11 protein-coding genes are annotated in these 13,353 nt (G+C 56.4%); 9 read left to right on the plus strand and 2 right to left on the minus strand.

The window, feature by feature from the left end; genetic code table 11:
* Nucleotides 1-69: 69 nt before the first annotated feature.
* Nucleotides 70-984, minus strand: a complete 915-nt coding sequence (locus DYU11_RS06485) for a helix-turn-helix transcriptional regulator (RefSeq protein ID WP_158600225.1) — start codon at nucleotides 982-984, stop codon at nucleotides 70-72.
* Nucleotides 985-1,157: 173 nt separating this feature from the next.
* Here DYU11_RS06485 and DYU11_RS06490 point away from each other — a divergent pair, with 173 nt between their 5' ends.
* The 9 genes from DYU11_RS06490 (at nucleotide 1,158) to DYU11_RS06530 (ending at nucleotide 10,552) form a co-directional block, all read left to right on the plus strand.
* Nucleotides 1,158-1,535 carry a hypothetical protein gene (locus tag DYU11_RS06490; RefSeq protein ID WP_119666849.1) on the plus strand — a complete coding sequence of 126 codons (378 nt, stop codon included), beginning with the start codon at nucleotides 1,158-1,160 and terminating at the stop codon, nucleotides 1,533-1,535.
* Between the two features lie 119 nt (nucleotides 1,536-1,654).
* A complete protein-coding gene (locus tag DYU11_RS06495; protein ID WP_119666850.1) occupies nucleotides 1,655-3,994 on the plus strand; it encodes a TonB-dependent receptor in 2,340 nt (779 codons plus the stop codon).
* A 20-nt stretch (nucleotides 3,995-4,014) separates the two neighbouring features.
* On the plus strand, nucleotides 4,015-5,211 hold the full coding sequence (locus tag DYU11_RS06500) for a sialidase family protein (protein ID WP_119666851.1): 1,197 nt from the start codon (nucleotides 4,015-4,017) through the stop codon (nucleotides 5,209-5,211).
* A 20-nt stretch (nucleotides 5,212-5,231) separates the two neighbouring features.
* Nucleotides 5,232-5,675 carry a hypothetical protein gene (locus DYU11_RS06505; protein ID WP_119666852.1) on the plus strand — a complete coding sequence of 148 codons (444 nt, stop codon included), beginning with the start codon at nucleotides 5,232-5,234 and terminating at the stop codon, nucleotides 5,673-5,675.
* 2 nt (nucleotides 5,676-5,677) lie between these two features.
* The gene (locus DYU11_RS06510) at nucleotides 5,678-6,319 is read left to right on the plus strand and encodes an SCO family protein (RefSeq protein WP_119666853.1); all 642 of its coding nucleotides are present in this window, start codon (nucleotides 5,678-5,680) and stop codon (nucleotides 6,317-6,319) included.
* A 161-nt stretch (nucleotides 6,320-6,480) separates the two neighbouring features.
* A complete protein-coding gene (locus DYU11_RS06515) occupies nucleotides 6,481-7,254 on the plus strand; it encodes an MbnP family protein (RefSeq protein ID WP_229365720.1) in 774 nt (257 codons plus the stop codon).
* A 1-nt stretch (nucleotide 7,255) separates the two neighbouring features.
* Nucleotides 7,256-8,353, plus strand: a complete 1,098-nt coding sequence (locus tag DYU11_RS06520; protein WP_119666855.1) for a cytochrome-c peroxidase — start codon at nucleotides 7,256-7,258, stop codon at nucleotides 8,351-8,353.
* 145 nt (nucleotides 8,354-8,498) lie between these two features.
* Nucleotides 8,499-9,710, plus strand: coding sequence for a hypothetical protein (locus DYU11_RS06525; RefSeq protein ID WP_119666856.1), 1,212 nt, complete (start codon nucleotides 8,499-8,501; stop codon nucleotides 9,708-9,710).
* 182 nt (nucleotides 9,711-9,892) lie between these two features.
* Nucleotides 9,893-10,552 (plus strand): class I SAM-dependent methyltransferase, encoded by a 660-nt coding sequence (locus DYU11_RS06530; protein ID WP_119666857.1) that lies wholly within the window; start codon nucleotides 9,893-9,895, stop codon nucleotides 10,550-10,552.
* A gap of 104 nt (nucleotides 10,553-10,656) precedes the next feature.
* Here the strand turns inward: DYU11_RS06530 and DYU11_RS06535 are convergent, their stop codons facing one another.
* Nucleotides 10,657-13,311, minus strand: a complete 2,655-nt coding sequence (locus DYU11_RS06535) for a M14 family metallopeptidase (RefSeq protein ID WP_119666858.1) — start codon at nucleotides 13,309-13,311, stop codon at nucleotides 10,657-10,659.
* Nucleotides 13,312-13,353 lie beyond the last annotated feature (42 nt).

Raw genomic sequence — 13,353 nt, forward strand, 5'->3', positions numbered from 1 at the left:
TAACACGGTGCAAAGGTCCGGTCTGCCGGGTGAATTGGTGAGTAGTTATCGAATCATTATTAGGACAAATCAATCCTTTTTGCGGAATTCCTGGGGGGTAAGGCCGGTTGCCTTTCGGAAAAATCGGCTGAAATAGGATTGGTCATTGAAACCGAGCCGGAATGCAATCTCCCCAACGGGCTGGTCCGAATGCCGGAGCAGGACTTTAGCTTCCAGGAGCCGGGCTTCGGTAAGCAGCGTGCTGGCCGGCTGACCGGTTACCTCCCGAACCGCCTTGTTGAGGTGGTTCGGCGAAACGCCAAGCTGGTCGGCATAAAACGTCAGCGGTAGGTGGCAGCCGGTGTGCTGGCTGATCAGTTGCCGGAGCCGCTCGGTCAGTTCATACGCCCGACCCGGCCTGGGTTTGGTGCCCGCTTCGGGTAAGGCACTCTTGATTTCGTAGCAAAGCGTGACCAGATAGGCGTCGATCAGGCTGAGGTCATTCCTGGACGTATGTTCGTCGAGCAGCCGTTCAAACACCGACCTGACGGCAAGGCCGACTTTACCGGGTAACGTAATGGCCTTGTTAGCCATGGCCGTATGCAGTACATCCAGCTCCCGGACCATGTGTTCACGGTGGTAGAGCCGAATGATGGTGTCGAGACTGAAGTGGCAATAAAATCCCGCTACATCGTCGGATAGGTAATTCACGCTGGCGATCTGGCCGGCCAGCAGCAGATGGACACCGCCGGGCTCCATCTGAATCGTGCTCAGATTGCAGCCCCGTACCAACCGGCCACTGGTCACAAACACCAGTTCGTTGACATCCCGGCGATGCGGCTGGGTGGGCAACCGGAGCGCCTGGCGAAAGTTTTCCAATCGGGTTATGTAAAAGTCCTCGACCGCTGGGGGCAGGTCCGGTGCCTGGCGGTCGCCACCGAGAACGTACTGCTTCCAGAGACCGGCCGTCGTCAATCTGGGAATGTCGGTAGTCGGTGCAGTCATGGTCAGTTGGTAAAAATCAATCATAAAGGTAGCGCCTAAACAGATGCAACAGCGCAGTGGTATGTTTGGGCAATACATATTGGGTCGGGTGGCCGACCAACGAATAAATCTGCCAGGTACTGAACAATTCAACTGAAACCCTGCGTACTTTTGCCGCAACCTTCGCCTGCTTCATGCGTACGCTGCTGGTTTATATACTGCTCGTTGCCACCCTGCTGCCGACCGTCAGTCAGTGGGGGACCATCGCGTATTACCATGCCAACAAAGCGTACATTGCCCGTGTCCTCTGCGAAAACCGCGACCGCCCCGAGCTCCACTGCGACGGCCACTGTTTTCTGGCCAAGCGCCTGAAGGCCCGGCAGGACAAGCAGGACCAGGAAACAACGGAGCGCGTCCAGCGCATTCCAACGCTTCAGTTATTCTGCCAGTCCCAGGTGCCGTTTGCTTTTGGCGCGTCAGTCACTGACCTTCCGCTGGTCAGCCTGCCGAAGTACCTGCTTCAATCTTACGCAGCTCCCCTCGATGGCTTGCTGCAACCACCCCAGGCTTAGTTGATCTGATCTGGATGAATACCGGCTCGTTTTAGCCGGCACCATCGCTTTATGGCCGTTTCCGTCCGGATACGCATCTGACGGCATTGGCCTGATCCTATCAACCTAAGCAAAACTTCATGATTATCTCCAAACGATTACTACCGTGGGCGTTTTCGCTCATGGCAATACCTGCTGTCTGGGCACAGCAACCCGTAAGCGGCCGGGTGTTTGATGCCCTGACAAAAGAATCACTCGCCGGCATAACCATTTCGGTACCCGGCCATACGATCGGTACCACTACGGATGCGGCCGGTCACTTTTTCCTGCAAACGACGGCCGATTCGCTCAGGGTCAGTGGGGTTGGCTACCGTCGACAGATGATTGCGGTACAGGCGCAGCCCATGCGCATAGCCCTCGAACCGGCCGTTGAAGACCTGCAACTGGTCGTGGTGACGGGCAGCCGGGAAGCGGCTCTGCGTACCGAAACGCCCATTGCTATCTCGAAACTCTCGTCAAAACTGATCGACGAAACCAAGCCCACGAGTATCTACGAGGTTATTAATAAAGCCCCGGGTGTGCTGATGGTGAACCTGAATAACGAGCAGCACATGATGGCCATTCGCCAGCCGATGACCACCAACGCGTATTTTCTGTACATGGAAGACGGCGTACCGATTCGGCCGATGGGGGTGTTCAACCACAACGCCCTGCTCGAAATGAATCAGTTTACGGTCAGTTCGATGGAGGTTGTTAAAGGGCCGGTTTCGTCGATTTACGGGCCGGAGGCCGTGGGGGGAGCCGTCAACTTCATCACCCAGCGCCCTACCGCCGTGCCGACGGCCCGCGTCGGTATTCAGTTCGATCAGTGGGGCTACAAACGGCTTCAGGTTGGAGCCGGAGCGCAGCAAGGTAAGTTTGGTCTGTACGTGGGAGGCTTTGTGTCGCGGCAGCGCGGTTCGTGGCTGGCCCGGTCGGACTATGATAAATCGTCGTACTTCGCCCGGCTTGAATACGCCGTTTCAACGCGCACCCGCCTGACGGGTACGGCTTCGTACAACAACTACGACTCGCAGACGAGCGGGAGTGTGGACAGCACCGCTTTTTTTGCCCGTCAGTACGTAAGCACGACCGATTTTACGTACCGCAAAACGTTCTCGTTCCGGAGCCGCCTGACGCTCGAACACGACTGGCGCGATGGCTCGCAATCGTTCATCACGGCCTTTGTCCGTAACAACAGCGTAGGACAGAACCCAACGTACGCCATCCGGTGGACGATTGGGTCGTCGACGGCCACGGGGCAGGTCAACAGCAACGATTTTTCGAGTACTGGGTTTATCGCCCAGCATACACAGCGGGTCAATTTTCTGAACAGTAAGCTTGTTGTAGGGGCCACGCTTGACCTGTCGCCCAACACCTACTACGCCTACCAGACCGAACTGGCGGCTGAACTTCGGCCCGACAAACGGGCGGTACTGAAGTATACCCAGCTTCGCGAGCGGCCGGATGTTCCGCTGGCGAATTACCAGGCCGACATCCACAATACGGCCGCTTATGTGCAGTATGACCTGGAACCGCTGCCTAAGCTGCGGCTGTCGGCGGGGCTGCGCTACGACCGCATGGCGTTCGATTACACCAATGCCCTGGATAAAAGCACGGGCAGTAAAGCGTACAGTCAGCTAACGCCCAAACTGGGGGCTACCTACGAACTTGGTGCCGGAAAAGGGCTTTACGCCAATGTCGCCACCGGATTCGCCCCCCCGGCGCTCACGGCGGTTTTCCTCAGGCGGACCACGCCCACGGCTTCCGGCGAGTTGTTCTACTACAATCTTCAGCCTGCTCGGTTCAACAACCTGGAAATTGGCGGATGGGCGTCGCTGCTGAACAACAAGGTGTATGTCGATGCCGCGCTGTATCAGATGACAGGTACAAACGAACTTCTCAACATTCGGCAGCCCGACAACTCCTTTGATTACCAATCGGCGGGCAAGACGCTGCACCGGGGCATTGAACTGGGTCTGACGTACCGACCTTCAAAGCAGGTGTTTTTCCGGTTCGGTGGTACGCACGCCATCCATCGGTTCGTCGAGTTTACGCTGAGTCAGCGGGCGTCGGATGCGGTGCAGAACGTCAACGGGAAGGATATGCCTTCGGCTCCGCGCTGGCTGTGGAACACCGAGCTCAGTTACTATCCGGCCTGGTTCCGGAATTTCCGGGCGTCGGTGGAGTGGCAGCACGTATCAGACTGGTATCAGAACCAGATCAACACGCTGCGCTATGGCGGCTATGACTTTGCTAACGTACGGGCGGGGTATCAATGGAAAGGCATCGAGGCCTTTGTCAATGTGCTGAATGCGACGGATGTTCTCTACGCCACCAATGCTACACGGGGCAACAACGCAACCGATCGCACTACCTACACCCCGGCCGCGCCGAGGACGTTTGTGGTGGGGATTCAATACAATTTCGCTAGTAACTAACTGATTATCTGTACAGAACCATGAATATAGTATTCATCATCCCGTTGCTGCTGGCCCTGTTGGTCGATAAACCGGTGGGCGAAACGCGGGTATCAAACCCAAAATTCACGGGCGCTACCCCCCGCCTGACAACCGACGCAGCCGGAAACCCGCTGCTGAGCTGGGTGGAGAAGGAAAGCGACAATGCCGCATCGTTCTACTTCGCGCGGTCGAGCGACGGTGGCCGGACGTTCGGCGAGAAAGTGCACGTAAAGGCACCGGCTAATATATCGGTTCATGCCGAAGGTATGCCCAAGCTGGCTGTCAAAGCCGATGGAACGATACTGGCCCTTTTTGAAGTGAGTAAACCAACGGCCGATTCACCCCGTGCCAGCGACCTGCTGTACGTTACGTCGGCCGATGGCGGCAAAACCTGGACGCAGCCTAAGCCCGTTCACCGCGATACCACACCCGGCAAAGGGCATTCGTTCAGCGATCTGACGCGCCTGCCCAACGGTGAAATCGGCCTTGTCTGGCTGGACGAAAAGCTTTCCAATCAGGAGGGCCGCAGCGTCAAATTTGTGCAGACGAAACCCGGTGGTGGGTTTACCCCCGAAGTGGTCGTCGATGAAAATGCCTGCCAGTGCTGCCGAACCAACGTGTTCGCCGATACTGATGGCCGGATTCACCTGACCTACCGTGACTTGCTGCCCAATGGTGACCGCGACATCAGTCATGTTGTCTCGACGGATGGAGGCCGGACGTTCAGCCGCCCGCAGGTCGTTTTTGCCGATCACTGGACCGTCAATGCCTGTCCGCATACGGGGCCGGTGGTGGCGCAGGCTGGGCATGAGCTGTTTGCTACCTGGTTTTCGGGCAAGGAGGATGCCATAGGCCTTCGGCTGGCGAGGTTTGGAAGCCCCCGGCTGGAAGCAATCATCCTTTCCAGCCGGGCTAAACACCCGCAGGTGGTAGCCGTCGGCGACCGGCTGGTCTGGTTGTGGGACGAATCGGTACGTAAGCCCGGGCAGGCCGAAGATGAAGCCATGCCGGTATATAGTCAGAAGATCGCGTTGCGAACAAGGCCAGCCGGGTCAACCACGTACCTGACAACGGATGCCGTGAACGCCAGCTACCCGGTTGCCCTGGCTACATCGCAGGGCCTGTTGATTGCCTACGAGCAGCGAAAAGGAGAGGAAAACGCTGTAATTGTCTGTCGATTTGTAGATTCGCTGTAAAATAAAGCCATATTGAAACCATGAAAATATACGTAGCCGTTATCGCTCTGGCCCTGCTGGCCAGCGCCTGCCAAACGAAATCTGATTCGCATGCTGAACATAATCATGCCGTTGCCGAAAGCAGCGCCGGTCCCGTTGCTGACCTGGAGCAGCAGGTCATGGCCGTTCACGACAGCGTGATGCCAAAAATCAGCGACATCCTGCGGCTGAAAAAGGAGGTGACCGCCAAAGTGGAAAAAACGACAGACCCCGAGGCCAGAGTAATGGGCGAGTCGATCAACAGCCAACTGGTCAACGCCGACAAAGCCATGATGGACTGGATGCATCAGTACAACGGCGACACGCTGGGCAAACTCGATCAGGCGAAGGCGGTCGAATACCTGAAGGATCAGCAGCGGAAAGTCAACGACGTACGCGACCAGATGCAGAAAAGCATCGCCGACGCGCAGCAGTATCTGCAATAGCCATGCAACCGATTCGACGGATTATCTGGATCTGCCTGATGGGCGGGCTGGTCGGGTGCACGTTGTCGGCGGAGAAGCTGCCGGTGCTGGGCGAACCCCAAACGGTGAAGAAACTGGTCGATGGCAAAGAAGTTGACGAATTGGTTTACCCGACTATTCCCGACTTCTCGTTCACAAACCAGGATGGTAAGGCGGTTACGCAGAAGGAGGTTGAGGGTAAAATCTACATCGCCGACTTCTTTTTCGTGACCTGCCCGACGATTTGCCCCATTATGAAAAAGAACATGCTGGAGGTATACAAGGCGTATAAAGACAGCCCCGACGTGCGAATCATCTCGCATACCATCGACCCGGAGCATGATACGCCCGCCGTGTTGAAGCAGTACGCGCAGGACATCGGCGTAACGGGCGATACCTGGCAATTCGTGACCGGCGACCGGGACAAAATTTACGAGATTGGCGAACGACACTATCTAGTCACGGCCCAGGCCGATTCGACCGCACCGGGCGGCTACATCCACAGTGGCGCGTTCGTACTGGTCGACAAGGAAAAGCACATCCGCGGTATGTACGACGGCACGACGGAAGAGGGCACGAAAAAGCTCATCAACGACGTCAGGACGTTGCTGGCTGAGTATGAGTAAATCCATATTCGGCAAGACCGGATTAGAAGTCAGTTAGAGCCAATACTTTAGTCTGGAGGTGTTCGTTATCCAGACTGATAACCGACCGCTCAAACAACCAGTTATTGACCTCATAGTGAGTTACCCATCACCGTATCAACATGAGAAACGTTTGCTACTTCATGCTTGCCCTCCTGCTTGGCGTATCGGTCTGGGCCTGCAATGACCCCGATCCTGAGTTTGGTACCAACGAATTCGGCCGGCTGCAACTGGTGTTCGACAACGTAGTCGGCACCGAAGACCTGCGGCTACAGACGGGGATCTACAACAACGCGGCCGGGGAGCAGTTCTCAGTTTCGGCGCTCAATTACTTTGTCAGTAATATCCGCCTGAAACGGGCCGACGGTTCCGAATACGTAGTGCCCCAGGACAGCAGTTATTTCCTGATCAGGGAAGCCGAGCCAGCATCGCAGACCGTAACGCTCACCAACGTACCCGCCGGTGATTACGTGGGCGTGTCGTACCTGATTGGCGTTGATAGCCTGCGTAGTACCAGGAATATCAGTGAGCTGAAAGGTGTGCTCGAACCATCGAGTGACATGAACAGTGGCATGTCCTGGGATTGGAACTCGGGTTATATTTTCTTTAAAATGGAAGGCAGTTCACCTCAGGCACCTATCAATCAGACGACGGGTGAAAGACGATTCCAGTACCACATCGGACTCATACGAAACCTGCGCACAGCTACTGTATCATTCGGACCGGACGTGGCACAGGTATCAGCTACCAGTACCCCTCGTCTGACGATCCGGGCTGATATTCTCCGGGTATTCGATGGTACGCAGCGAGTCAGCATCGCTCAGAACAACAACGTCATGGTGTCGCCGTTTTCGGCTACGATTGCCGACAATTACGTTACTATGTTTCGATACAGCCAGCAGGTAAAGACGAACTGAGATGAAACGGTGGCAGGGACTTGGGGTGTTGATTAGCGCCGGTCTGTTCGGGCTGGTGGTTTCGTGTCAGTCGAATGAGCCGGTTGAGCCGACTACACCTACTGAGCCGCAGCCTCCGCAATACCAGACAACGCCGTACCCGTGGCAGAAACCGGCTAATTTTCCCGATCCGGTGTATGACTTCAGCAAGAATCCGCTGACGCAGGAAGGCGTCCGGCTGGGAAGGGCCCTGTTTTTCGATGGCATGCTGTCCCACGATGGGACCATTACCTGCGGATTCTGCCATATTCCGGAAGCGGCTTTTGCGCATACCGATCATACGCTGAGCCACGGTATTCGTGACCAGATCGGCCCGCGCAACGGCCTGAATATCCAGAACGTAGCCTGGAGCCGGACTTTCTTCTGGGACGGCGGTATCCGCGATCTGGATCTGCTGCCCATCGCCCCGATTCAGAACCCGGTCGAGATGGGCGATACGTTGACGAAGGTGCTGGATAAGGTTCGGAACAGTGCCAAGTACCCTCCCTTGTTTTATGCCGCTTTCGGAACCAGGGACATCACCCAGGAGCGGTTCCTGAAGGCCCTGTCGCAATTCATGCTCACGATGGTGTCGGCCAACTCGCGCTACGACAAGTACGTCCGGAAAGAAGCCGGCGGTACGCTGAACGAGCAGGAACTGCGCGGCCTGAACCTGTTCAAACAAAACTGCTCGACCTGCCATACCGGCGAACTGTTCACCGATCAGAGTTTCCGAAACAACGGCCTGCTGCCCAACCCGAACGCACCACAGCCGGATCTGGGCCGGTACAGCATCACCCTGAACGAATCGGACAGGAACAAGTTTCGGGTGCCGAGCCTGCGGAATATCGAACGAACGCTTCCGTACATGCACGATGGGCGCTTCTCATCCCTCGAAGCCGTGCTGAATCACTACGCCAGTGGGGTGAAGGATAACGCTGCCCTCGATCCGGTACTAAAGCAAAATGGACAGGTAGGGATTGCCCTCACCAAACAGGATCAGCAGGACATCATTGCGTTCCTGCGTACGCTGACCGACCAGCAGTTCGTAACCGACCGGCAATTCAAGCCGGAGCGGTAAGTCAGTATACAGTGTCGGCACTGATACGCAGCGGTTCTACGGTACGCCCTGGAACCGCTGCGTATTTTTATGCAACATTATTGCAAAAAGTCGATTCGGATGGTTATACTTGCAACATTGTTGCAAGTATAACCATCCGAATCTTATGTTTTCTTCTACGCATTCGCATCGTTTTCTGTTGGCTGTTTCTCTGGGTTTGTTAAGTACGGCCTGCGATCGGGACAACGACCAGCCTGCTCCCGTCGAGCGGGAAGCGGCTTTTGCCCGCCTGTTGGTCACTGACGCCGAAACGCCTGCTCTATCGCTGGTGAACCCCGCAAAGGGCACCACCGAATCGTTCCAGGCCAGGCACGTTGGTTCAAACCTGTATCCTACTAAAAGCGGACGCTTCGCGCTGGTGCTCAATTACGCCAATAACTCTGTCCAGTTCTTCGACAGTGGGATTGAGAGCCACAATGACCACGCTCATGTAGTTGGAACGCCAAAATGGGCCGCTTTGACATCGGAAGCGGCCAAGCCCACGCACACGTACTTCTGGGGTAACCGGATTGCCGTGTTCAACGATGGGGAGGGTTCGCTTACGCTGACCCGCGAGGAAGATCTGCACAATGCGGGCGCAAAACCCAAAATTGTCAGGGTAGACGTACCGCATCACGGCGCGGTGGTGGCCTACAGCAATAATACGTTCGCCGTGACGGAGAAAGACGGCAGCGTAGCCAGCACATTACCAGAGCGCGTGAAGATTGTGGATGAAAACGGCACGGTGCTGAAGAAGTCCGTGCTGGCCACCAAGGGAATCCACGGCGACGCGGGAAATGGGCAGGTAGCCTTGTTCGGTCATCCGGAGGGGATCCTCGTAGTGAATCAGGAAGGCAACCAGCGGAACATCACGTACCCCGCCAGCATTGGGAAGGAGTGGCTTGGCACAGTGATTTATAACGAGGGGGCCGACGCGTTCTATGGATTTAGCGCGAAAGCCGGTGTGTATCGGATTGATGTGAATCAGAACAAAATTACGCCCGTTCTGGAAAGTACCCAGATTGCCCAGTTCCGGGTTGATAACGAAGGACGCAATGTGTACGCGCTCTTGAATGATGGTACGTTGCAGAGCTTCGACGGAAAAACCAATGCCCCGCTGCGATCAGCCAAGGTCATTGACGCAATTGACCCGAATGCCAAAGTGAAGCCCGATATGACCATCTCCCGGCGGTTCATATACATAACACAACCCGACAAAGGCCAGATTCGGGTTATTCGCCGGGAAACGCTGACAGCCGCTGAATCCCTGACCGTGAGCGGTAAACCGGCCAAAGTTGTTATCATCGGCGCGCAGCAGGATGTTGAAAAAGACGATTAAGTTGTAACGGATAGTAAGACGATAACCCTGACCGGATTGGGCCAGGGTTATTCTCTTACTACGCGCTATCACCGAAGTGAAATTGATTACGTCAATGAGTAAGGGTAAGCTATCGGGAGCCGTTAGTAACGATAAAATTATGCGTACCTTTAGCGATATAGGGCCTAACCCTGAAATGACATATGGATGAAATGCAACTGCGCCAGATTGCCGGTCAACTGCGTCAGCCTCATGGTGACGCGGGCATTGAGGTCGGTCAGCGAATGAACGTCGGTAACGAAATTATTAACCGCCGGGCCATTGCTCAACTGACCGTGCAGCCGGACGACCGGGTGCTGGAACTTGGCCCAGGTAACGGGTACTTCGCCCGCGAAATCGTTACTGTTCATCCGTCCGTTCGCTACGTCGGCTGCGATTTTTCCAACGTAATGATCGAGCAGGCCAGGCAGCTTAATATTGACCTGGTGCAGAGTGGACAAGCCCAATTTATCCTGCGGGCCGACGCGACCTTGCCGTTCGCCGATGCGTCGTTTGAGAAGGTTTTAACCATCAATACGCTTTACTTTTGGGATGATCCAGCCGCTGAACTGGCCGAAATTCGGCGGGTGTTGGTGCCGGGCGGTCGAATTGTCATTGGTATTCGTCCACGCCGGGTTATGGAGCAAATGGCATTTGTGCAATACGGCTTCACCACGTACGCTCCCGAAGAAGCCGCCGACTTACTAACGAAAAACGGTTTCAAACTTACCAGTCTGACCGACGAACCGGAGCCGGATCAAATCTTTTTTGGTAAATCAATTGCTATGGCAAGTGTGCTGCTTTGCGGACAAGTGCCAGGTTGAAATGAAGCAAAGCCTGAACTGCTGTATTGCTGATTTTAACAGAAAAGCCTCCAAAACCAGTCAGTACGATCCGGTTTCAGAGGCTTTCGTCGGGTGAGTAAACGCTACTCGCTTTTCGAACTCAGTTCGGCGCTGCCCTTCGGCAGTGTGCTTTCGTAGAGCGCGTTGAAAATCAGTTTGTACGTACCGCGCGGCTGCCCCCGAAACTGCGGACTGAAGCCGAACATCACGACGTTGCCTTTGCCCTGAAACGCCCGCACCACGGCCGGTTTGCCGGCAATGTACCGGTCTTCGTTCAGCGCCCAGCCGCTCATCAGCAGGTCTTTTTTGGCGTAGCTGGCAATCACCTCCACTTTCGGTTCCGGCGCGGCTTTTACCTCTTCGCGACCGCCTTCGCCCTCCCGCGACTGCTTCACGATCTCAAAGGCCCGGCTGTTTGAAAAGGCAGCCGCTACTTCGGGCTGCATGCCGTAGGCCAGCGAATGCTTCGTGTCCACAACCGTCCGGATCAGCGAGCCGGGAATGTAGAACTGCTGGTTCGACAAGCCCTCGGTTACGTTCTTCACCGGAAGCCCCAGCATTTCGATGGCAAAGTCACTGGCGCCATCGAACGTAACCAGCGTACCGCCGTTGTTGACGTACTGCTGCAGGGCGGTTGCACCCATCAGGCCGATACCACCCACGTACGGAGCAGGCATGGTGTTGGGCGCGTGACCGTTCAGAATCCGTTTGGCGTCCTGATCAGGAATGATGATGGCGTTGTAGGTCGACAGGTCGCGCTTGGTGATGTCGGCGTCGTGGAGCGTATCGACCGGAAATCCGTAGCTTTCCATCAGCCAGCGCGTCCAGCCTTCATCCATGTTGGCTACCCACGATTTATACAGCCCAATCTTTGGCAGCTTAAGCGGGTTAACGGCGCTGGTGGGTTTGCCCGCCAGGCCCGTAAACGTCAGGCCCAGTTCGTTGGCCAGTTGTTTGACCCGGGCTTCGGTAGCGGCTCCTTTCTGGATCAGGAACGAACCCGCTTCGACCGATGGAACGCCGGAAGGCAGGCTGAACACCGTTTCGCCATCTTTCAGCAGGCGGTTCACGGCCATGGCGCTCGCATTCTGGTTGCGACTGAGTACGTAGCCAAACCCCGCGTCGGCCGCTACCTGGCCGGGTACTACCGCAGCCAGTCCTTTGAGCGGTTCGGCCTCGGCTTTGAAGGCGCTACCAATTTTAGCGACGCTCACCCCCATCTGCATCGGCAGGGTCCAGCCGGCCAGGTCGTAGGGCGGAATCGGGGGCCCGCCGGGGTATAGCCGCTGGTTGGGGTGCACCTGTTTTTCCATCAGGTCCACAACGTACGGACTGAACGCCTGACCGCCGTAGATGATGTACGATCCGGCTGCGTAGGATTTGTCGCCGGCCTGGAACGGCTGCGTTGCGCGGTGAATTTCCACGCCACTCTGCCGGAACATGTTGACCAGATTGAGGGCTTCGCTTTTGTCCCACTGCTCGGCGGGGATCACATACGCAAACGGCCTGGTTTTACCGGCCGCTTCGATGGCGTCGCGGCCCATCCGGTAGATGTTATACAGAAACTCTTCGCGCTTGTCGGCCGCCAGGACCAGCGTCGCCATGGATGCTTCTTCCATGTAATTGACCGCGTCCCGGAAGCGGGATTGTCCGCCTTTCCAGGGATCGGCATAGAAGATCTCGGTACCGCCGGTCGATGCCGTTACGCCCTGCCCAACGGTTTTCGGCAGTGAATCGGGCGGGTAGAAGCGGGGCGACGGCGTTGCGTGTGCCGTTTCGGTCAGGATACCGATCTGGTTGTGGAAATACGGTACGGTGCGCATCCCGCCGTTCCACCACATACTGAACCGTAGCTGCGACACGACGCCGGGCATCCGTTTGATGGCAAAGCGGCTGGCCATGGCCGTTCCGACCAGGTTAACACCGGCCGTTACCCCCGGGTGAATCTGTGGGTTAACGGGATTGGCGAAGGGCGGAATGAAAATACGCGTCCAGGCCGGTGAGGTCTGGTGGTGGTTGTAGACGATCTGCGGATACCACTGGTTATACAGTACGTTCGACACCGCCTTCGTTTCGGGCATGTTGTTGGTGAACCAGTCGCGGTTGTTGTCGTGGCCGACGTAGTGGTGGTACAGCCAGGGTGGTTGCGTGGTTTCGAAGGGGGTGCCGAGGTTATGCCGGTACCAGTCGGCGACAATATCCAGTCCGTCGGGGTTCATCTCCACCATCAGCAGCGCTACCACCTGATCACGGATTTTCTTCATCTCGCTCGACTCTTCCGTCGCCATGCGATACGCCAGTTCGGGCATCATCTGCGCCGAAGCCACCTCCGATGCGTGCATACCGGCGTCAATCCAGACGATGGCCTTGCCCGTTGCCGCCAGTTGGCGCGCCTGAGCGTCGTCGATGCGGGCCCGCGACAGTTGTTCACTGATGCTGCGCCAGCGTTCCAGTTGCTTCAGGTTGGCTTCGCTCGATACCATCAGCAGCAGCAACGGCTTGCCTAAAACCGACTTGCCGATGGTAGTCATCTGTACCCGGTTACTGGCTTTGTCCAGGCGCTGGTAATAGTCGAGCAGCATCTTGACGTTCGCGAGTTTGTAGTCGGCACCCGGTTCAAAGCCGAACACATCGGCCGGTTTGGGTACCTGGGCGTGGGCCATCAGGCCGGCCAGCATAGCCGCCAGAACCAGCAGCAGGCTCCGGTAAACGATCATCTTCAGATCAATCGATTTCATGCCATTGAGGGAGGTTATGTGAAAGACATCGATATCCGTTTG

Origin of the sequence: Fibrisoma montanum (assembly GCF_003583365.1) — a bacterium.
GTDB classification, from domain to species: Bacteria; Bacteroidota; Bacteroidia; order Cytophagales; family Spirosomataceae; genus Fibrisoma; species Fibrisoma montanum.